Raw genomic sequence first — 20,387 nt, 5'->3', positions numbered from 1 at the left:
AGACCCCCGCATCCTCCGAGAAGAGCTGATCTCCCGTGCCGCAGAACCTGAGCGTCGTCGTCCCCGCCTACAACGTCGAGGCCTACCTCCTCGAGTGCCTCACCTCCCTGGCGGACCGGGACGACGTGGGCGAGGTCGTCGTGGTCGACGACGGCTCGACCGACGGCACCCTCGCGCTGGCCCGCGCCTTCGCGGCGTCGCAGCCGCGCGTCACGGTCCTGAGCGAGGAGCACCGCGGCCTGAGCGCCACCCGCAACACCGGGGTCGCCGCCGCGCAGGGCGAGTTCCTCGCCTTCTGCGACGCGGACGACCGGGTGCCGACCGGGGCCTACGACCACCTCCTCCGCGCCCTCGGCGCGAGCGGATCCGACTTCGCGTCCGGCGACGTGCGGCGCTTCGACTCCGCCCGGGTCTGGGCGCACCCGCGCTACCGCGACGTCTTCGCCGCGACCCGGCTCGGGACGCACCTCACCCGTGATCCCGCGCTGATCCTCGACCGGATGTCCTGGAACAAGGTGTTCCGCCGCTCGTTCTGGGACCGCTCGGGGCTGGCGTTCCAGCTGGCGGAGTACGAGGACGGCCCGGTCATGATCGAGGCGCACCTGCGCGCCGCGTCGGTCGACGTCGTCTCGGAGGTGGTCTACCACTGGCGCGTGCGCGAGTCCGGCCCGCACTCGATCACGCAGCGCCTGCACGAGCCGGCGAACGCGGCGGCCCGGATGACGATGGCGGTCGAGACCGCGCTCGTCCTGCAGCGCCTCGCGCCGGAGCTCCTGCCGGAGCTGGCGCTGGACATCGTGCACGGCGACATGCGGGTCGTCGCGAACGCCGTGCAGCGCGGCACCGGCGACGCGATCGGGGTCGCCGTCGCGCGGGCCTGCGACTTCCTCGACCTCCTGCCCCCGGGGCTGCTCGACGAGCTCTCGGAGGAGGACGCGCTGATGGTCGCGCGGTTCCGGCGGAGCGACCTCGCGGCGATCCGCAGCGACGCCCCCGGCCACGACCCGACCGGACGGACCCCGCCGCGATGACGGCCGCGCGCGAGAGCGTCCGGCGGATCCTGCGGGCGAACCCGGACTACCGCCGCGTCTTCCTCGCCCAGATCGTCAGCCAGGGCGGCGACTGGTTCACGATGATCCCGCTGATCGTCCTGCTCCAGCGCCTCACCGGCGACGGCGCCCTCGGCGCGCTGCTGCTCGCGGCCGAGACCGCGGTCATCGCCGTGCTCTCGCTCTGGGCCGGCGGGCTCGTCGACCGCACGTCGCGCCGCACGGTGCTGGTCGTCGCGCAGGCGGGGTCGGCGCTCGCCGTGCTGCCGCTGTTCCTGCTGCAGTCGGCCGGGACCGCGTGGCTCGCGGTGCTCACCTTCGCGCTGCTCGCGGCGGGCAAGGCGTTCTTCACCCCGGCCGTGAACGCGATCGTCCCGCAGATCGTGCCGCGGGAGAGCCTGCTCGTCGCGAGCACCGGGCTGAACTCGGTCTGGGGAGTGATGCTCGCGCTCGGCGCCTCCCTCGGCGGCATCGCCTCCGCGCTCGTCTCGCCGTACTTCTGCTTCGCGATCACCGCCGTCGCCTACGGGTTCTCCGCGCTGCTCCTGCTCGGCCTGCCCGCGGCTCGCGGCGCCGAGCGCGGGGCGGGGCAGGGGGCGGGGCGCGAGGCCGGGCGCCGCGGAGGAGCGGCCCGCTTCGCCCGCGACGTCCGCGAGGTCGCCGCCTTCTGCCGCTCCGACCGGCGGATCCCGGCCCTGCTGCTGGCGAAGCCCGGCAGCCACCTCGGCAACGGCGCCATCGCGCTCTTCCCGGCGCTGGCTCTGACGATGACGACGGACCCCGCCGTCGCCGCGAGCCTCCTCTTCGCCGCGCGCGGCGTCGGTGCCGTGATCGGGCCCCGCGTCGCGCGGTTCGCGGCGGAGCGCTCGCCCGACCTGCGCGGCGGGATCGTCGCGGCCGTGCTCCTCTTCGGCCTCGGCTACGCCCTGGTGTCGATCAGCACCTCGGTCGTCCTCGCGATCGCCCTCGTCCTGATCGCCCACATCGGGGGCAGCATGAACGCGAGTCTCAGCGGCTACGGCCTGCAGTCGATCACCGCGAACGACCTGCGCGGCCGCGTCTTCGCCGTCGACAACATGGTCGCCATGCTCGCAATCGCCCTCAGCCAGGCCCTGGTCTCGCTCGGGATCCTGCTCCTCGAGCCGCGCACCGTCATGGCCCTGTGCAGCGCCGTCGTCCTCGGCTGCGCGGCGCTCTGGTGGTCTGCGACCCGCCGCACGCCCCTGCGCACCGCCTGACCCCCCGCTGCCCCGCTCCGCTCTCCAAGAGTTGTCGTACCGGCGCCTCCGCTGCGACGACTCGTGAGGAGCCGTCCGCCGACGCCGCACCGACTCTCCAGAAGTCGTCGTACCCGTGCGGCGGGTACGACAACTCTTGAGGAGCGAGCGGGCGAGTGGGCGAGCGCGGGGCGTCAGCGCCCGGCGACGCGCAGCGCGATGTCGCGGCGGTACTGGCCGCCGTCGAGGGTGATCAGGTCGAGGGCGCGGTAGGCCCGCTCGCGCGCCTCGGCGAAGTCGGCGCCGCGGGCGACGACGTTCAGCACCCGGCCGCCGGTGGCGACGAAGCGGCCGTCGACCAGCTGGGTCGCGGCGTGCGCGATCGTCACGCCTGGGACCTCGGCCGCCGCCTCCAGGCCGCCGAGGACGCGCCCGGTCGCGGCGTTCTCGGGGTAGCCCTCGCTGGCGAGCACGACCGTCACGGCGACGTCCTCCGAGAAGGCCGGCCACGGCACGGACGCGAGCGCGCCGGTCGCCGCCGCGAACAGCAGCGCGGAGAGCGGGGAGACCAGGCGCGGCAGCACGACCTGGGTCTCCGGATCGCCGAAGCGCGCGTTGAACTCGATCACGCGGATGCCGGCGTCGGTGACGATGAGGCCGCAGTAGAGGAGTCCGACGAACGGGGTGCGCTCGCGCTCGAGCTGGCGGATGGTCGGGATGGCGACGGTGTCGATGACCTCGTCGACGAAGGCGCGCTCGCTCTCCCAGCGGTCCGCGAGCCAGGGGAGCGGGGAGTAGGCGCCCATGCCGCCGGTGTTCGGGCCCTCGTCGCCGTCGGCGAGGCGCTTGTAGTCCTGGGCGGGCGAGAGCGGCACGACGTCGTGGCCGTCGGAGAGGAGGAAGAGCGAGACCTCCTGGCCGGCCAGGAACTCCTCGATCAGCACGTCGCCGGACTGCAGCCAGAACTCGGCGTGTGCGACGGCGGCGGTGCGCGACTCGGTCACGAGCACGCCCTTGCCCGCGGCGAGGCCGTCGGCCTTGACGACGTAGGGGGCGCCGAACTCGTCGATGACGCGCGTCGCGTCGACGAGGGTCGAGACGCGGGTCGCCCGGCCGGTGGGGACGCGCGCCATGTCCATCACGCGCTTGGCGAAGGTCTTCGAGCCCTCGAGGGCGGCGGCCGCGCGGTCGGGGCCGAAGGTGGGGATGCGGCGGCGGCGCAGGGCGTCGGCGACTCCCGCGACGAGGGGCGCCTCCGGCCCGATGACGACGAGCTCGATGCCCTGCTCGACCGCGAAGTCGCTGACCAGGCGCGGGCTGTTGGTGTCGAAGTGGATGACCTCCACGTCCCGCGCGATGCCCGCGTTGCCGGGGGCGGCGATGATCTCGTGCGCCTCCTCCTCCGCGAGCAGGGCGGTGATGATGGCGTGCTCACGGGCACCCGAGCCGAGGACGAGGATCTTCACCCTGACAGGATAGGCCCGCCCCGGAGCGCCCCCGCCCGCCGCGCGCCCCGTCGCCGCGCGCCCCCTCCCTCCTCCGCGAGATGCCACTTGTGCACGCCTTCTGCGGCGTGTCGCGTGCACAAGTGGCATCTCGCGGAGCCGGCGGGCACCGGGCGGCACGGCAGACTGGACGCATGGCCAAGGGGAAGATCGACGAGGCGACCGGGCAGGACGCCGTGCGGGCGGCGCTCGCCGGCGGGGCCGACCGCAACACGACGGCGACCGCCGTGCGCTTCCTCCTGCAGATCATCGAGACGAACGTCCCGGGCCGCAGCGTCGAGGTCCGCGTGCCGCCGTTCGGCGCCGCCCAGTGCGTCGAGGGCCCGGGCCACACCCGCGGCACGCCGCCGAACGTGATCGAGATGGACGCCGCCACCTGGCTGCCCCTCGCGACCGGCTCCCTCCCCTGGAGCGAGGGCCTCGCGAGCGGCCGGATCCACGCCTCGGGCGTGCGCGCCGACCTCTCGCCGTTCCTGCCATTGCTGCACGTCCGCCGACCGTCGGCGAATTAACATCTCGTAAACGCACCGCCGCCGCCCCGATCGACGTTTGACGGGCAGGCCCGCGTCGGGTTGTCTGGGAAAGTTCCCCCACTGCGGCAGGAGTTCTCTCCGAATCGCCGCTCGATGCTTGGAGACCTCCCACAGATGCGAAGCACTACCCCCGGCCGTCGACGCGGCCTCCTCCGAACTCTGTCCGCAGCAGCAGTCGGTGCCGTCGCCGGCGCCGCCCTGCTCGGCGCAGCTCCCGCCATGGCCGCCGAAGCGCAGGTCATCGACATCTACACGATGAACGACTTCCACGGACGCCTCGAGGCCTCAGCCGCGGGCACGGTCGACGGCAGCACGCCGGGAGCCGCGTCGCTCGCTTCCGCGTACGCGACGCTCAAGGCCGAGAACCCGGACAACTCGATCCTCATCTCCGCCGGCGACAACATCGGCGCCTCCACCTTCACGTCCTACGTGCAGCAGGACACCCCGACCATCGACGCACTCGGACTGATGGGAGTCAGCGCCTCGGCGATCGGCAACCACGAGTTCGACCAGGGCCGCGCCGACCTCGACGACCGCGTCATCCCGCGGGCGGAGTTCGAGTACTTCTCGTCCAACCTGCTCGAGAAGGGCACCGACGACCACGCCTACGCCTCCTCGTACGTCCAGGACTTCGACGGCGTCACGGTCGGCTTCATCGGCGCGACGACCGCCAGCCTTCCCTCGCTGGTCTCGCCGGCCGGCATCGCCTCCCTCGACATCGCACCGGTCGTGGACTCCGTGAACGCGGAAGCGGCGCGACTCCAGGACGGCGTGGACGACAGTGCGGACTCGTCGGTCCCGGCTGAGGACAAGAACCTCGAGGCCGACGTCCTCGTCGCGGTCATCCATGAGGGCGCGGAGAGCGCCACGGTCGACCTCACCGACGCGAACACCGTGTTCGGCGCGATCGTCGACGGCATCGGCGGTGGCCTGGACGCCATCGTCTCCGCGCACACCCACCAGGCGTACGCCTCCGAGGTCACGGTCGACGGCAACACCCTCCCGGTGGTGCAGGCCGGCCAGTACGGCAACCGCCTCGGTCACATCGAGCTGACGATCGATCCCGAGACCAAGGAGGTGACCAACAGCGCGCAGAACCTCGTCGACACCCTCGTTCCCGCACAGGTCACCAACCCCACCACCGGAGTCGTCTCCACGGTCTTCCAGCCCGCCTACGCCGCCGACTCCACCCCCGAGGGAGTCGCCGTCGCCGCGCTCGTCGCGGACGCCGTCGCAGTGGCCGAGGTCCAGGGCGCGGTTCCGGTCGGCTCGATCACCGCCGACATCCGCCGTGGTGTCCAGTCCAACGGATCCGAGAACCGCGGCGCCGAGTCGACCATGGGCAACCTGGTCGCCGACGCCCAGCTCTGGGCCACGCAGGAGGACCTCGGCACGCAGATCGCGTTCATGAACCCGGGCGGCGTGCGCAACGACCTGCTCTTCGCCTCCAGCGGAGCCGGCGACGCGGACGGGCAGGTCTCCTACAAGGAGGCCGCTGCCGTCCAGCTCTTCGCCAACACCCTGGTCACCGAGACCCTCACCGGTGCACAGATCAAGACGGTCCTCGAGCAGCAGTGGCAGCCGGGCCAGTCCCGCCCGGAGCTGCACCTCGGCATCTCGAAGGACCTGACCTACACCTACAACCCGACCGCCGAGGTCGGCTCGCACGTGACCGGCGTCTTCTTCCAGGGCGAGCCGATCGCGGACGAGGAGACGTTCAAGATCGTGACGAACTCCTTCCTCGCCTCCGGTGGCGACAACTTCACCGAGCTGGCCAACGGCACCGGCAAGGCCGACTCCGGCCGCGTCGACCTGACCGCCTTCACCGACTACATCGCCGCCTTCTCGCCGGTGACGCCGGACGCCGCCTCGCGCTCGATCGGCATCGTCGACACCAGCGTCGAGGGTGCGGAGACGCTCTCCTACGAGCTGTCCTCGCTCGACGTGAACAACTCGACCGTCCGCGACGACGAGGTGCAGGTGCTGATCGACGGCGTCCAGGTGGCGACCGCTCCGATCGACCACACCGTCGTCGACACCACCGACGAGCAGGGCCGCGCGTCGGTCGGCTTCTCGGTCGCGGAGCTGTCGGCCGGCGACCACGAGCTCGAGTTCGCTCTGCCGGTCACGGGTGTCTCGGTCGTGTCGACGCTCACGGTGACCGAGGCCGCAGGCCCCGGCACCACGCCGACCCCCACCCCGACCCCGACCCCGGAGCCCACCGAGACCGTCATCCCGACGACGCCGGCGACGACGGCTCCCGCCGTCCCGGGCGGCTCGACCGGTCACCTCGCCGCGACCGGCGTCGACGCGACGCCGGCCTTCGCGGCCGGTGCCGCGGCGCTGCTGCTCGGACTCGGCATGACCGTGGCGCGCCTGCGCCGCCGCACCGCCGCGAAGTAGCACTCGCACAGGAGAGGCCCCGCGGTGCGCGCCGCGGGGCCTCTTCCGCGTTCACGGGGGTGCGCGACCTGCGGATGCCCCCGGAAACGCGAGAACGCCGCCTCCCTGGAGGGGGAGACGGCGTCGGAACGCGATGAGGTGCTGTCGCGGAGCGCGGGGCTCAGTGGCGGACGGGGACCTGACGGTATCCGTCGCGGCTGGCGACGAGCACCGTCGACACCGTGCCCCATGCGGCGACGGCACCGAGGACGACGAGGATTGCGATGCTCATGAGTGTTCTGCCTTTCGTTGCTCCGACGTGTCTGCCAGGTTTGGCGATCCATCCGCCGGGATGCTCTGTACAACGTCCACTCTCGGGCCTTCTGTTCCTTAGGACAATCGCACTGTTCTTGGCCTGACGTGTAGCGTTCCTACATGGACGTGCGACGGCTGGAACTGCTCCGGGAGCTCTCGATGCGGCGCTCGATCACCGCGGTGGCGGCGGCGACGCACCGCACTCCCTCGGCGGTGTCGCAGCAGCTCAAGGTGCTCGAGCGCGAGGCGGGTGTGCCGCTGATCGAGCGCTCGGGACGCGGCGTCGTCCTCACCGCGGCCGGCCGCGAGCTGGCCCGCAGTGCCACCGAGATCGCGACCGCTCTCGAGCGCGCCGATGCGGTGTGGCAGACCTTCAAGAACAACCCGATCGGCGAGGTGACGATCGCGACCTTCCCGACGGCGGGCCAGATGCTGCTGCCGGACGCCCTGGTCGCTCTGCGCAGCGTCGAGGGGCTCGTGGTGCACTGCGAGGACGCGGACCCCGGGACCGACGAGTTCCTCGATCTCACCGCCGACTTCGACATCGTCCTCGCGCACTCGCCCAACGGCCGCAGCGCCTGGGCCGGGCACGGGCTCGCGATGGCCGAGCTGATGGTCGAGCCGCTCGACATCGCCCTGCCGCTCGGCCACCGGCTCGCCGACCGTGCGACCGTCACCGCGGGCGACCTCGTCGGCGAGACCTGGATCGGCGTGCCCGACGGCTTCCCGTTCGAGCGGATCATGCAGGAGATCGAGACGACCTCGGGCGAGCCGGTCCGCGTCGAGCAGCGCTTCGCCTCGACCCGCGTCACGGAGGCGTTCGTCGCGGCCGGCCTCGGCATCGCCGTGGTCCCGCGCTACACCGCGGGCACGGCCGGCATCGTCGTGAAGCCCCTGCGCGGCGTGAACTCTGTGCGCCACATCGTCGCGCTGATGCGCCCCGACCGCGCGGAGCGGCTCTCCGTGCGGACCGTCGTCCGCGAGCTCCGCGCCCAGGCGGGCCGCCTCCTCCACTCCATGTGACCGCGCCCTCGGAGCCGCGACGCGGCACCCCCTCATGACTGACCGCGGAGCCGCGAGGCGGCGCCCCCTCATGGCCGGCGTCGGAGCCGCGAAGCGGCGCCCCCCTCATGCTGGTCGAGTAGCCGCGCAGCGGCGTATCGAGACCCGCCGGCTCTCAGGCGCGCTACCCGATCCGCCGCCGCCTCGCCACTCGGCCCGCGCCCGGCCGGGCACAGGGGACAATGGAGGCATGACCGATCCGCTCGACTCCTCGCCGCGCCCCGACGACGTCGAGATCACCCGCGAGGAGGTCGACGTCCGCCGCTCGCCGCGGGTCTGGCGCATCCTCGCGCTCGGCGCGGGCTTCGGCGCGATCGTCGCCTTCGTGCTCACCTTCGCGCTGCCCGAGACCGAGGGCTTCAGCCAGGCGCAGGTCTTCGGCTTCAGCCTGCTGCTGTTCGTGACGATCTTCGGCGGTCTCGCCGCGCTCGTCGTCGTGATCCTCGACCGGGTCGTCGGCCGCCGCGTCGTCCGCACCACCGCCGAGCGCACGGTCGCCCGCGAGGTGGACCGCGACGACGAGCCGGCGGACGACCTAGACGAGCCGGACGACGCCCCGGACGAGAACGAGGCGCCCGGCACGGAGCCGGACGCCTCGACGCGCTAGAGACGACGCTCTGCAAGCGAGTGGTCAGCGGCGCTTGCGGCTGCTGCGGCTCGTCGAGCGCGCGGCGTTCTGCGTGGCGCGCTTGGCCTTCTGCGACTTCTTCAGGCGACCCGCGATGAACGTCAGGAGCAGGGGCAGCAGGCGGTAGATCACGGGGACTCCTCGTCTCGGGCGCACGGAGCGGCGCCCCACGATCATGGACGATCCGTCGCCGCACGGCACCCCGTTGCGCGCACCCGGGCGCTGTGCCTGCCGGATGCGCGCTCTCCCAGCGTCAGCTCAGCTGCGTGCGCTCCACCCAGTCGAGGTACTCCGGCGTGACGGTGCCGGTGACGTACTCGCCGGTGAAGCAGCTGGTCTCGAGGTCGGTGACGTCCGAGCCCTCCAGGATCGCCGCCTTCATGTCGGCGACCTCCTGGTAGATCAGGTAGTCGGCGCCGATCGCCTCCGAGATCTCGGGGATCCGGCGGTTGTGCGCGACGAGCTCCTGCCGCGACGGCATGTTGATGCCGTAGACGTGCGGGTAGCGCACCGGCGGCGCCGCGGACGCGAAGGTGACGCTGTTCGCGCCGGCCGTGCGGGCCATGTCGACGATCTCCTTCGACGTCGTGCCGCGCACGATCGAGTCGTCGACGATCAGCACGTTCTTGCCCTTGAACTCGCTCGACATCGCGTTCAGCTTCTGCCGCACCGACTTCTTGCGCACCGCCTGCCCGGGCATGATGAACGTCCGGCCGACGTAGCGGTTCTTGTAGAAGCCCTCGCGGTACGGGATGCCCAGCTTCTGCGCGACCTGCATCGCGGCGGGGCGCGAGGAGTCCGGGATCGGCATGACCACGTCGATCGCCCCGCCCGGCGTGTACTCGGCGATGGTGTCGGCCAGCCGGTCGCCGAGACGCAGCCGGGCCTCGTAGACCGAGATCCCGGAGAGGATCGAGTCGGGTCGCGCGAGGTAGACGTACTCGAACGAGCACGGGATGAGCCGCGGGTTCTTCGCGCACTGACGGCTGGTCATCCGGCCGTCGGGGGTGATGAAGATCGCCTCACCCGGAGCGACGTCCCGCACGATCTCGAAGCCCTGCGCCTCGAGGACGAGCGACTCGGAGGCGACCACCCAGTCGTCAGGCCCGTTCACATTGAAGCGGCGGCCGACGATCAGGGGCCGGATGCCGAACGGGTCGCGGAACGCGAGCAGCCCGTGACCGGCGATCAGCGCGATGGTGGCGTAGGAGCCCTCGACCCGCTCGTGCACGCGGGCGACGGCGTCGAACACCTCGTCCGCGTCGAGGTCGCGGCCCGAGATCGAGGCCTGCAGCTCGTTCGCGAGCACGTTGACCAGCAGCTCGGTGTCGGACGTGGTGTTGAGGTGGCGGCGATCGACGGTGAAGAGCTCCTCGGTGAGCTCGCGCGTGTTCGTCAGGTTGCCGTTGTGGATGAGGATGATGCCGTAGGGCGCGTTCACGTAGAACGGCTGCGCCTCCTCCTCGCGCTCCGCGTTGCCCTTGGTGGCGTAGCGGACGTGCCCGAGGCCCATCGTGCCGAGCAGCGAGCGCATATCGCGGGTGCGGAACGCCTCGCGGACCTGCCCCGCCGCCTTCTTGATGTGCAGCGTGCTGCCGTCCGCGGTCGCGATGCCGGTCGAGTCCTGGCCGCGGTGCTGCAGGAGGGAGAGGCTGTCGTAGATGGACTGGTTGACCGGCCCGGAGGACACGATCCCAACGATTCCGCACATGCCGGAGGGGCTCCCAAGGGGATAGCAGGGGGGATTGACGGTCCATCCTGGCACGCGGACGACGCATCCCCTAACGGTTCGCTCCCGGCGGATCCGCCCGGGCGGGCGCGCTCGCGGGTCGCGAGGCGGGCGGATCGGTCGGCGTCAGCAGCCGATCGAGGAGATGACGTACCCGCCGCCCACGTAGGACGGTCCGTGGTAGCCCCAGGCGTTCAGGTCGGTCGCATTCGTGACTCCGGCGACGAGGGCGGGCTGCGAGCGGCCGGAGTTGTCGAGGTTGCCGCCCCAGGCGTAGACGGTCGCGTTCGAGGCGAGCGCCAGGTAGGTGCCGTCCGTGCTGAACACCTTCGTCAGGGTGACGCCCGCGGGGATCGTCCTCGCCTCCGTGCGGTAGGCGTTGCCGGCGGGCTGCGCGGCGAAGAACTGGGCGACCGTTCCCGCCGTGGTGGCGTACACGCCGCCGGTGTAGCCCTCGTACGTCCAGGCGTTGGTCGTCGCGACGTTCTCGGCGCGCAGGATCCAGCCCGCGCCGCCGGGCGATGAGGTGAACGCGGCGCCCTGCGTCCACAGCTCGCCGGAGCCGGTGAGGGCGTAGACGGTGGACTGCCCGGCCTGGAACTCGACGATGTCCGCCGGAGCGCCGCCCAGGGCGGTGAGGGCGTGGCTGCCGTTCCAGGCGCTGACACCGCCGTCGGCGCGGAGGATCCCGCCGCCGAAGACGAGGACGCCGTTGGCTCGGCGGTAGCTCCAGGTGCTGATCGCCGACGCACCGGCCGTGCCCGCGATGAGCGTGGCGGCGACCCGCTCGCCCGAGGTCGCGTTCGCCCACCAGTGCAGGCCGGTGCTGGTGAGGGCGTAGCTGTAGCCGTCGTTCGACTTGGCAGCGAGGACCGTGCCGGTGATGCCGGTCACCGCCGCGACCGTGAGCGGGCCGGTGCCGGTCCCCGTGCGGTACCACTGGCGGACGGAGTCCGCTCCGGCTCCCGCGGCGATGCCGCCGGCGGAGGTGTTGCCGGCCTGGACGCAGGTCCAGGTGTCGATGAACACCATGCCCGTCACCGCGGCCCCGGCGAACGTCAGGGTTCCGGGAGCCGTCACCGGGGCGCCGAGGTTCGCTCCCCAGTAGCGCACCCGGCCGTCGGCGGTCAGCACGGCGGCGTTCCGGCCGGCGCTGGCGGCGAGCTCGTCACCGGAGATCGCGCCGTGGACGCCGTCGACGACTCCGGGCACGACGGCGGTGGAGAACGTCGGCTGCTGGTTCGCGCCGCCGGGGGAGCGCGTGAGCTCCACCACCTGGCCGGGGCTCGCGGTCACCGTCCCCGGCGCGTAGGCGATCGCCGTGCCGTAGGTGGCCGTGATCGTGTAGGAGCCCGCGGAGCCCGACGCCGCGAACGCCGGGACGGAGACGACGCCCTCCGTGCCGACCGCCACCACGGCGGAGCTCCCGCCGGCGGAGAAGCCGAGCCCGGGCGGGAGTGCGACGGTCACCGAGGCGCCCCTGGCCGCGGGAGACGTCCCGTCGAGGGCGCGGAAGAGCACGGTGCCGGCGGGCACGACGTCGCAGCGGACCGCCTCGAAGCCGGTCACGTCGAGCAGATCGGGCGGACCGACGGGCTCGGGCGGTGTCGAGGCGGCGGCGTGCGGTGCCGCGGTGACCGCGGCGACGGTGGGGATCGTCCAGGCGGCGGCCGCCACGATCGAGCGCCGGCGGAGCGGCGGGCCGGACGGGGAGGCGGAGTCGGCCATCAGGGTTCCTCGGGGGCGCGGAGGACGGCGTGGAGCGCGCTGCCGTCCTGGATGAAGAGGGGACGCGCCGATCATGGCAACGCAACCATCGCCGTGTCTGCCGCAGTCCTCAGATCAACCCCTGAAGGGGGTGCGGTCCGACCGAACCCGATGCGGGGTCGTCGAGCCTCCCGACGGCAGCGTCTGCGTGGCGCGGCCCTTCGGTAGGGTCGTCGCGTGAGCAACGAGACGAGCAGCTACGCCCGCGCGGGAGTCGACACGGCGGCCGGGGACCTCGCGGTCGAGCTGATGAAGGCGGCGGTGTCCGCGACCCACGACCGCAACGTGCTCGGGGGAGTGGGCGGGTTCGCCGGCCTCTACGACGTCTCGTTCCTCAAGGACTTCCGGGCGCCGCTGCTCGCGACCTCGACCGACGGCGTCGGCACGAAGGTCGCCATCGCGCAGGCGATCGACAAGCACGACACCATCGGGCAGGACCTCGTCGGCATGGTCGTCGACGACATCGTCGTGGTCGGCGCCCGCCCGCTCTTCATGACCGACTACATCGCCTGCGGCAAGGTCGTCCCCGTGCGGATCGCGGACATCGTCGCGGGGATCGCCCGCGCCTGCTCGGCCACCGGGACCGCGCTCGTCGGCGGCGAGACCGCCGAGCACCCCGGGCTGCTCGGGCCGGACGACTACGACGTGGCCGGTGCCGCCGTCGGCGCGGTCGAGGCGGACGCGGTGCGCGGCGCGGACCGGGTGCGTGACGGCGACCTGGTGGTCGCGATGGCGTCCTCCGGGCTGCACTCCAACGGCTACTCGCTCGTGCGCCACATCCTGGCCGAGAAGGGGATCCGCTTCACCGACACCTCCGCCGAGCTCGGGGGAGTCGTGGGCGAGGTGCTGCTCGAGCCGACCCGCCTGTACACGGCGCCGCTGCTCCGGGTGCTCGAGGACGAGGCGCTCGGCGCGGGCGTGCACTCGATCAGCCATGTGACCGGCGGCGGGATCGCGGCGAACCTGGCGCGCGTGCTGCCGCGCGGCTCCTGGGTCGAGGTCGAGCGCTCCAGCTGGAGCCCTGCCGACGTGTTCCGGGCGCTGGCCGCGATGTCGGGGGCGACGCTGGAGAGCACCGAGGGCACCTGGAACCTCGGCATCGGGATGTTCGCCGTCGTCGACGCCGACGCGGCGCCCGCGGTGATCGCGGCGCTCGAGGTGTCGGGCGTGCCGTCCTGGGTCGCGGGCCGCGTGTCGCTGAGCGAGCGCTCGCTCGACGGCTTCGAGCAGGGCGCCAAGGGCGTGGACGGCGGCGCGGTGCGCCTGGTCGGCTCGTACGCGGGCTGACCGCGGGGCGGTCCGGCTCGACCTTCGGCTCGTGAATCGGGCCTCGGCACGTCGGAATCGGCTGATCGGGCGTGCCGGAGGTGGTTTCGCGTGCCGGAGGTTCTGGCGGTGAAGCTTCGGCACGTGGAACGGGCCTCGGCTCGTCAAAATCCGCTGATGTGGCCTGCCGGAGTTGGACCCGCGAGCCGGGGGTTCCGGCGGAGGAGCTTCGGCACGTGGAACGCGCCTGGGCACGCGGGAATCGGGTGATTCGGCGTGCCGGAGCTGGATCGGCGTGCCGGAGGTTCCGGCGGTGGAGCTTCGGCACGTGGAACGGGCCTCGGCTCGTGGAAGTCGGCTGGTGTGGCGTGCCGGAGCTGGATCGGCGTGCCGGGGGTTCCGACGGAGGAACTTGGGCACGTGGAACGTGCCTGGGCACGCGGGAATCGGCTGATTCGACGTGCCTGAGCTGAACCTGCGTGCCGGAGGTTCCGGCGGTGAACTCTCGGCACGTGGGATGGGCTTCGGCTCGTGAGAATCGGCTGGTTCGGCGTGCCGAGGGTGATTCCGCGTGCCGGAGGGGTGAGCCCGGGTCAGGCCGGGCGGTGGCGGCTCGCCGGCGACGGAGCCCCCGGGGCGGCGGGCTGCGCGGCAGGGCGCCGGCGCTCAGGGGCGTGCGCCCGCTCCCAGGAGTGCTCGCGGCGGGTCAGCAGCCAGGAGCCCCAGGCGCAGAGCAGGAAGGCGGCCGCCGTGGCGAGCAGTGCGGTGATCCAGGTCGCGGCGTCGCGGCTGACGAGGAGGTTCGCGGCGAGGATCAGCACGCCGAACGCGGCGCCGACGCTCGTCCCGGCGATGAAGGCGCCGCTCCGGCGGCTCATCGCGCGGACGGTGACCATGCCGGCGATCGCGCCGAGGCCTCCCACCGCGCCGAGGCCGGCGCCGGAGGCGACGCCCATCAGCATCCCGAAGCCGACCAGCGCGGAGGGGTCGAGCGCTCCGGCGGCGAGCGCGCTCGGCAGGTAGAGGGCCAGGGCGACCGCGGCTCCGACCGCGCCGCCGACGAGGACGGCGCCGATCAGCAGTGCGGCGGTCACGGACATGATCCGGGCGACCGGGCGCGCGGATCCTTCGGGTTCGAACATCGCGGCTCCATCGACGCGGACCCGCGGGTCGTTCCGCGGGTGGACTTCGGACACTACGCCTCCGACAGCCCTCGCGGGGTCGGCGCGGCGGAGTCCTCGCGGTGCGGCCAGGTCCGCCGGGCCGACGCTCGGGAGCGGTGGCCGATGCTGCGTCCTGCGGCGTCGCGGAGTGAGTGACGCCGGTCCGGCGGCGCGGACACAGCTGCGCGGACACAGCTGCGCGGACACAGCTGCGCGGACACAGCGGCCCGGACACAGCCCCGCAGGCTCAGCGCCGCAGGCTCAGCGCCGCAGGGTCTCGCTCGGCAGCTCGCCGAAGCGCTGGGTGTAGTGCTGGGCGAACCGGCCGCCGCTGATGAAGCCCCAGTGCGCGGCCACGTCGCCGACGACGAGGGTCTGCGGGCCGCCGGCGACGAGCTCGTCGTGGGCGAGGTCGAGGCGAACGCCGCGCAGGTACTGCCGCGGCGTCATCGAGTAGGCGCGCTGGAAGGCGAGCTGGACGCCGCGGACGGTCAGCCCGGCCGCGTCGGCGATGTCGGCGACGCCGAGCGGCAGGTCGGCGTTCGCGTGCACGAACTCGACCGCCCGCCGCAGCCGCCGGGCGCTGACCGAGTGCGGTGCGGAGGGCAGCGGGACGACCCGGTGTGCGAAGGCCTGCAGCACGGCCGCGGCGGCGACCTGCGACGCGGATTCGCGCTGCAGCGACGAGGGCGCCTTCACTCCGGTGAGCGTGTCGCGGAGCACCCGCACCGCCGCCCACCAGGGGGCGGGCGAGTGCGCGAGCGGGGCGAAGCGGATCGGGCCGGGCGCGGTGCCGTGCCGCTCGGCGGCGGCGCGCTCCAGGTAGGCGGAGTCGAAGTGGACCAGCGCGTCGCGGTACTCGCTCGTCTCGAAGCCGAACGGGCGGCCGGAGGGGAACATCGCCGGCCGGCCGGCGACCAGCCGGTTCTCGTCGCGGCCGAGGTCGAGGCTCGCGCGCCCGTCGTTGAGCCAGAGCACGACGTAGACGCCGGTGGGCTCGACCGTGCCGCGGACCGAGCCGAGGAAGGAGGCCGCGTGCAGGCTCACGGGGCCGGGGCCGGTCGACGCGTAGCGGTAGGCGAACGGGATGCGGGTGTGCTCGGCGCGGAAGCCCGACCCGTTGTAGCCGCGGGAGTAGAACGCGCGCGCCTCGTCGAGGTCGCGGCCGCGCGTCTCCGAGTGCCACACGGGCGACGGCGCGGACGCGGGCTTCATCTCGACATCCTGGCAGCGACGACCGACATCGAGCGCGCCCGGGCGGTCGGCGCGCTCACGAGCCGAGCCCCCGGTCCAGCCAGAACAGCCCGAGCGCGGCGACGTCGGAGGTGCCGACGATCGCTCCGGAGCGGACCATCGCCGCCACCTCGGCGTCCGGGAACCACTGCTGGCGCATGTCCTGCTCGGTCTCCTCGCGCTCGGGCTCGCCGTGCTCGAGGTCCTCGGCGAGGAAGACGTCGAACGACTGCGCGACGAAGCCGTCGGCCTCGCTGAGCCGGCCGAGCGGTCGGAGTCGTCCGGCGCGCAGGCCGGTCTCCTCGCGCAGCTCGGCACGCGCGAGCGCCTCGGCGTCGCCGCCGGGCGAGTCGTGCGGCCAGCCGCCGGACGGGAACTCCCAGGTGCGGCGGCCGATCGGATAGCGGTACTGCTCGACCAGCCAGAAGCCGTCGCGCTCGCGCGGGACGATCAGCGCGTAGTCGGCGCGCTCGACGACGGAGTAGACGCCCTCGACGCCGCCGGGCCAGCGCACCTCGTCCTCGCGGACGCGGATCCACGGGGTCTCGTACGCGACACGGGTGGAGAGCTGCTCGACGCGGCCGTGCTGCCCGGAGTGCTCCGGGAACGCGGAGTGCTCCGGGAACGCAGGCTGCTCCGGAAGCGCAGGCTGCTCCGGAAGCGGAGACCGCTCCGGGAACGCAGAAGCCGCGGGGTCGCTCGACTGGAGCGGCCCCGCGGCGGAGGAGGGATCAGGCACGCTTCTGGTGCTGCTCCTCGACGAGGTCGGTGTCGTCGCCCTCGTCCTCGTCGTCGATCCACTTCGAGTAGTCCGGCTCGTCCGGGTGGCTGAGCTCGCGCTCGAGCGCACTGTAATCGACCGTTGGGCTGAACGACTTCAGCTCCCGAGCGATCTTGGTGTTCTTTGCCTTCTGACGGCCGCGCCCCATGGGTGACCCCCTCACGATGACAGGCCAGACGGGCGGTGAGCCGGCTGGAGAAAAAGAAGCAGACAGGAAGTATGAAATCTAGCCGGTAGTTTAGCAGACGAGGCACCGGCCCCCCTGTGCGCGAGCAGCGGAGTGAGCGGCGCCTCCCGACCGCGTGGGGAGCACCGTGGACAGTGCGCTCGATCCGCGGCCCGTCGTCGTGGTCGGCGCCGGTCAGGCGGGGCTCTCGGTCGCCTACTACCTCCGCCGTCTGGGCCTGCGCCCGGGCGTCGACTTCGTCGTCCTGGACCGCGGGCCGCGCGCCGGCGGCGCCTGGCAGTTCCGCTGGGAGGCGCTCCGGCTCGGCTCCGCGCACCGCGTGCACGACCTGCCCGGGATGGACCGGCTCGGCCTGTCCTTCGCGACCGCGGACCGCCGCCGGCCCGCGCGCGACGTGGTCACGGAGTACTACGAGGCCTACGAGAGCGCCTACGAGCTCGCCGTCCGGCGGCCGGTGGCGGTGCGCGGCGTCAGCAGTGCGACGATCGGCGACAGGACGGCACCGCTCGTCGTGGAGACCGACGCCGGTAGCGAGCGCGCGCGGATCCTCGTCAACGCCACCGGGACGTGGGGCTCGCCGTTCCTGCCGTACTACCCGGGCCGTGAGCGGTTCGAGGGCGTCCAGATCGACACGACGGAGTATCTGCGCGCCGCCGACTTCGCCGGGCAGCAGGTGATCGTGGTCGGCGGCGGGACCTCCGCGATCGGCTTCCTCCTCGAGCTGGAGCGGGTCGCCCGCTCGCTGACCTGGGCGACGCGGCGACCGGTGGTCTACCGGGACGGCGAGCAGCTCGCGCTGGAGTCGGCGGTGGAAGCGGTGGCCGAGCAGGACCGCGCGGCGCGGGCCGGCCGCGCGCTGCCCAGCATCGTCGGTGGCACCGGGGTGCAGCGCACGCGCCGGGTCGTGGCGGGGATCGAGCGCGGCGTGCTGCACGAGCGCGGGATGTTCTCCTCGATCGAGCCGCACGGGGTGCGCTGGCCGGACGGCTCCTACACCCGCGCCGACGCGATCATCTGGGCCACCGGATTCCGCCCGGAGCTGCGGCACCTCGCGCCGCTCGGCCTGCGCGAGCGCGAGGGCGGGGTCGCGGTCGAGGACGGCGCGTCGCTCACGGACCCCCGGGTCTTCTTCGCGGGCTACGGGCCGACGGCGTCGACGATCGGCGCGAACCGCTCCGGCCGGCGGATCGCGCGCGCGGTCGTGGCGCGGCTGTCCTGACGGCGGGGCTGTCGACGCGGGTGGATCTCGATACGGCCGCTGCGCGGCCTCCTCGATCAGCATGGACCGCTGCGCGGGCTACTCGATCAGCAGGATTCGGGACGTCCCGGTGAGGCAGTGCCTCTGCATGCTGGTCGAGTAGCCCCGCAGGGGCGTATCGAGACCCATCGTCGTCAGGACGGTGGTCTGCAGGGTCTGTGTCCTGGCGGTGGTGGATCTCGATACGCCCGCTGCGCGGGCTACTCGATCAGCAAAGGGGGCGGCGCGGGCCGCTTGTTCGGCGAGGGCCGCTGGGGCGGCAGGAAGAGCGGAGCATCCGCCGCTCAGTGGGCGTCGCGCCAGTCGATGGGGACGACGGAGCCGCGGTAGCGGATCCCGTCGACGCGGATGGAGCCGGCGAGGGGCGGCGTGATCGGCGCGACGACGAGCGTCGAGCCGCCGGGGGCGAGGCCGAGGGCGGCCGAGAGCACCGCGATCGAGGCGGCGGCCGACCACGCCTGCGGGCGGCAGGCGGCGGGGTACGGCACGGGGGCCGCCACCTCGGCGGCGGCGTCGCCGGAGTGCAGCTCGGGCATCCGGTAGCCGAAGCCCTCGGCGGCGGCGAGCAGTCCGCGGGAGAGGGCGGTCGCCTCCGCGCCGAAGCCCTCGCGGGCGAGCCCGGTCACGGCGATCGCGGTGTCGTGGGCCCAGACCGAGCCCCCGTGGTACGAGAGCGGCCAGTAGCCGCCGGAGTCGGTCGACAGGGTGCGCAGCCCGTAGCCCGAGTCGAGCTCGGGGGAGCCGAGCAGCTGCGCCACGCGGGCCGCCTGCTCCGGCTGCAGGATCCCGGTGCCGAGCAGGTGCCCGATGTTGCTGGTGACGGTGTCGACCGGGCGCTTGGCCGCGTCCAGCGCGATCGCGGGGTGCCCGCCATCGGCGTCGTCGATCCAGAAGGCGCCGGTGAAGCGGTCCTTGAGTGCGGCGGCGTAGGCGCGCCACTCCGCTCCGTCGCGGCCGAAGTACTCGAGCAGCGCGGCGCCGCCGACCGCCGCCTCGTGGGCGTAGGCCTGCACCTCGCAGAGCGCGATCGGCCCGTCGGCGAGGCTGCCGTCGCGCCACTGGATCGAGTCGCCCGAGTCCTTCCAGCCCTGGTTCGCGAGGCCGTGGCCGGTGGTGTCGACGTACTCGAGGAATCCGTCGCCGTCGGAGTCGCCCTCGTCGCGGAGCCAGCGCAGCGCGGCCTCGAGCGCCGGCAGCAGCGCCTCGACCTCCTCGTCCGCGAGACCCCAGCGCCAGGCGTCGTGCAGCAGGCAGACCCAGAGCGCGGTCGCGTCGACGGTGCCGAAGTAGAGCGGCGGCAGCGAGACGCCCTCGCCCGGGATCTCGAGGGTCGTCGAGCGCAGCTCGTGCATGATCTTGCCCGGCTGCTCGGCCGTCTCGGCGACGTGCTCGGTGCCCTGCAGCCCCGCGAGGACCCGGAGGGTCGAGGCGGCCAGCTCGGTGCCGAGCGGGAGGAGCATCCGCGCCGCCCAGATCGAGTCGCGGCCGAAGAGGGTGAAGAACCAGGGCGCGCCGGCCGCGAGGAACGGCTCGTCCGGTCGCTCGAGGGTCACCATCCGCAGCGCGTCCAGATCGTCGAGGGCGGCGCGGCACCAGGAGGCGAGTCGGGAGTCGCCGGCCTCGACGACGGCGTCGGCCCACTCCGCGGGGCCGGGGGCGGCGCCGACGACGGCCGCGGAGTCGGTCATCACGATGCTCCAGGCGACCTCGACCGAGCCGCGGGCCGGGACGACGACGTCCCAGGAGAGCGTCCCGCCGGGGGAGACCGCGGCGCCCTCGGCCCGGACCTCGGCGCGGGCGCCCGCGTGCGTCCAGACCAGGGAGGAGCCGTCGACGGCGGGCGCCACGGCGGTCTCGTCGCGCAGCCCCGCCTTCACCACGTGCACGAGCGAGAAGTCCGGATCGAGCGCGAGCTCGACGGTGGTGGTGACGGCGTCGGGCAGCGCCGACTCGAGCCGGATCCGCTCCTCGAGCCCGCCGGCGGTGACCGTGCGGAGGCGCACGACGCGCAGCCGCGGGTCGGCGGCGTCGTCGTCGAGATGGCGCGCGAGCGCGGTGAAGCGGGCGGAGGAGGCGCCGTCGCGGCCGACCGCGATCGACTCGAGCGGCTCACCGCCGACGAGCAGGCGCAGGCCCGCCAGGACGCGGACGTCGCCGTGGTAGAGCCCGTGCGCGGGCAGCGCGCCGAGCTCACCGGCGTCGTCGCTCCAGAGCTGGGTGGGCGCCCGGAGCAGGACGACGGCGTCGTTCAGCAGGGGCTGCCGGGGCGGGCGGGGGTGGTCGTCGTGGTCGGTCGTCACGGTCGACTCCTC

At 73.3% G+C, this 20,387-nt stretch carries 17 protein-coding genes; 8 read left to right on the top strand and 9 right to left on the bottom strand.

What is annotated here, in order from left to right; genetic code table 11:
• Positions 1 to 35: 35 nt before the first annotated feature.
• Together C1I64_RS14875 and C1I64_RS14870 are read left to right on the top strand one after the other, a co-directional pair.
• Entirely contained in the window at positions 36 to 1,031 is a 996-nt protein-coding gene (locus C1I64_RS14875) for a glycosyltransferase family 2 protein (protein WP_127887740.1), read from the top strand.
• Complete coding sequence (locus tag C1I64_RS14870) at positions 1,028 to 2,287, top strand: MFS transporter (protein ID WP_127887739.1); 1,260 nt, start codon at positions 1,028 to 1,030, stop codon at positions 2,285 to 2,287. The genes C1I64_RS14875 and C1I64_RS14870 overlap by 4 nt, the downstream gene beginning before the upstream one ends.
• A gap of 173 nt (positions 2,288 to 2,460) precedes the next feature.
• Here the strand turns inward: C1I64_RS14870 and purD are convergent, their stop codons facing one another.
• Positions 2,461 to 3,732 carry a phosphoribosylamine--glycine ligase gene (purD, locus tag C1I64_RS14865; protein WP_127887738.1) on the bottom strand — a complete coding sequence of 424 codons (1,272 nt, stop codon included), beginning with the start codon at positions 3,730 to 3,732 and terminating at the stop codon, positions 2,461 to 2,463.
• A 173-nt stretch (positions 3,733 to 3,905) separates the two neighbouring features.
• On the opposite strand from purD, the gene C1I64_RS14860 reads away from it, so the two are divergent.
• The 4 genes from C1I64_RS14860 to C1I64_RS14845 all read left to right on the top strand — a co-directional run bounded on the left by C1I64_RS14860 (position 3,906) and on the right by C1I64_RS14845 (position 8,670).
• Complete coding sequence (locus C1I64_RS14860) at positions 3,906 to 4,283, top strand: sterol carrier family protein (RefSeq protein WP_123448056.1); 378 nt, start codon at positions 3,906 to 3,908, stop codon at positions 4,281 to 4,283.
• Between the two features lie 240 nt (positions 4,284 to 4,523).
• A complete protein-coding gene (locus C1I64_RS14855) occupies positions 4,524 to 6,707 on the top strand; it encodes a bifunctional metallophosphatase/5'-nucleotidase (protein WP_244209495.1) in 2,184 nt (727 codons plus the stop codon).
• Positions 6,708 to 7,121: 414 nt separating this feature from the next.
• Positions 7,122 to 8,024 (top strand): LysR family transcriptional regulator, encoded by a 903-nt coding sequence (locus tag C1I64_RS14850; RefSeq protein ID WP_127887736.1) that lies wholly within the window; start codon positions 7,122 to 7,124, stop codon positions 8,022 to 8,024.
• 229 nt (positions 8,025 to 8,253) lie between these two features.
• Positions 8,254 to 8,670: a hypothetical protein gene (locus C1I64_RS14845; RefSeq protein ID WP_127887735.1), complete on the top strand. Its 417-nt coding sequence runs from the start codon at positions 8,254 to 8,256 to the stop codon at positions 8,668 to 8,670.
• A 24-nt stretch (positions 8,671 to 8,694) separates the two neighbouring features.
• Here the strand turns inward: C1I64_RS14845 and C1I64_RS20780 are convergent, their stop codons facing one another.
• From C1I64_RS20780 to C1I64_RS14835, 3 genes are all read right to left on the bottom strand, one after another.
• Positions 8,695 to 8,823 (bottom strand): hypothetical protein, encoded by a 129-nt coding sequence (locus C1I64_RS20780; protein ID WP_260303555.1) that lies wholly within the window; start codon positions 8,821 to 8,823, stop codon positions 8,695 to 8,697.
• 121 nt (positions 8,824 to 8,944) lie between these two features.
• A complete protein-coding gene (gene purF, locus C1I64_RS14840; RefSeq protein ID WP_123448060.1) occupies positions 8,945 to 10,402 on the bottom strand; it encodes an amidophosphoribosyltransferase in 1,458 nt (485 codons plus the stop codon).
• Positions 10,403 to 10,546: 144 nt separating this feature from the next.
• Complete coding sequence (locus C1I64_RS14835; RefSeq protein WP_127887734.1) at positions 10,547 to 12,148, bottom strand: hypothetical protein; 1,602 nt, start codon at positions 12,146 to 12,148, stop codon at positions 10,547 to 10,549.
• Positions 12,149 to 12,364: 216 nt separating this feature from the next.
• Here C1I64_RS14835 and purM point away from each other — a divergent pair, with 216 nt between their 5' ends.
• Positions 12,365 to 13,474, top strand: a complete 1,110-nt coding sequence (purM, locus tag C1I64_RS14830) for a phosphoribosylformylglycinamidine cyclo-ligase (protein ID WP_127887733.1) — start codon at positions 12,365 to 12,367, stop codon at positions 13,472 to 13,474.
• Between the two features lie 572 nt (positions 13,475 to 14,046).
• On the opposite strand, the gene C1I64_RS14825 is transcribed toward purM, so the two are convergent.
• From C1I64_RS14825 to C1I64_RS14810, 4 genes are all read right to left on the bottom strand, one after another.
• Positions 14,047 to 14,595 (bottom strand): hypothetical protein, encoded by a 549-nt coding sequence (locus tag C1I64_RS14825; protein WP_127887732.1) that lies wholly within the window; start codon positions 14,593 to 14,595, stop codon positions 14,047 to 14,049.
• Between the two features lie 282 nt (positions 14,596 to 14,877).
• Positions 14,878 to 15,831, bottom strand: a complete 954-nt coding sequence (locus C1I64_RS14820; protein WP_127887731.1) for a helix-turn-helix transcriptional regulator — start codon at positions 15,829 to 15,831, stop codon at positions 14,878 to 14,880.
• Between the two features lie 55 nt (positions 15,832 to 15,886).
• Complete coding sequence (locus C1I64_RS14815) at positions 15,887 to 16,588, bottom strand: NUDIX domain-containing protein (RefSeq protein WP_244209494.1); 702 nt, start codon at positions 16,586 to 16,588, stop codon at positions 15,887 to 15,889.
• Positions 16,581 to 16,778 carry a DUF3073 domain-containing protein gene (locus C1I64_RS14810; protein WP_123448069.1) on the bottom strand — a complete coding sequence of 66 codons (198 nt, stop codon included), beginning with the start codon at positions 16,776 to 16,778 and terminating at the stop codon, positions 16,581 to 16,583. The genes C1I64_RS14815 and C1I64_RS14810 overlap by 8 nt, the downstream gene beginning before the upstream one ends.
• A 166-nt stretch (positions 16,779 to 16,944) precedes the next feature.
• On the opposite strand from C1I64_RS14810, the gene C1I64_RS14805 reads away from it, so the two are divergent.
• On the top strand, positions 16,945 to 18,036 hold the full coding sequence (locus C1I64_RS14805; protein ID WP_244209493.1) for an NAD(P)-binding domain-containing protein: 1,092 nt from the start codon (positions 16,945 to 16,947) through the stop codon (positions 18,034 to 18,036).
• Between the two features lie 323 nt (positions 18,037 to 18,359).
• Here C1I64_RS14805 and C1I64_RS14800 read toward each other — a convergent pair whose 3' ends face one another.
• Positions 18,360 to 20,375 carry an amylo-alpha-1,6-glucosidase gene (locus C1I64_RS14800; RefSeq protein WP_244209492.1) on the bottom strand — a complete coding sequence of 672 codons (2,016 nt, stop codon included), beginning with the start codon at positions 20,373 to 20,375 and terminating at the stop codon, positions 18,360 to 18,362.
• Between the last annotated feature and the right edge of the window lie 12 nt (positions 20,376 to 20,387).

The sequence above is a fragment of the Rathayibacter festucae DSM 15932 genome, assembly GCF_004011135.1.
Lineage (GTDB): Bacteria > Actinomycetota > Actinomycetes > Actinomycetales > Microbacteriaceae > Rathayibacter > Rathayibacter festucae.
The sequence above is the reverse complement of the archived record's forward strand: the minus strand, read 5'-3'. Positions and strand labels throughout refer to the sequence as shown.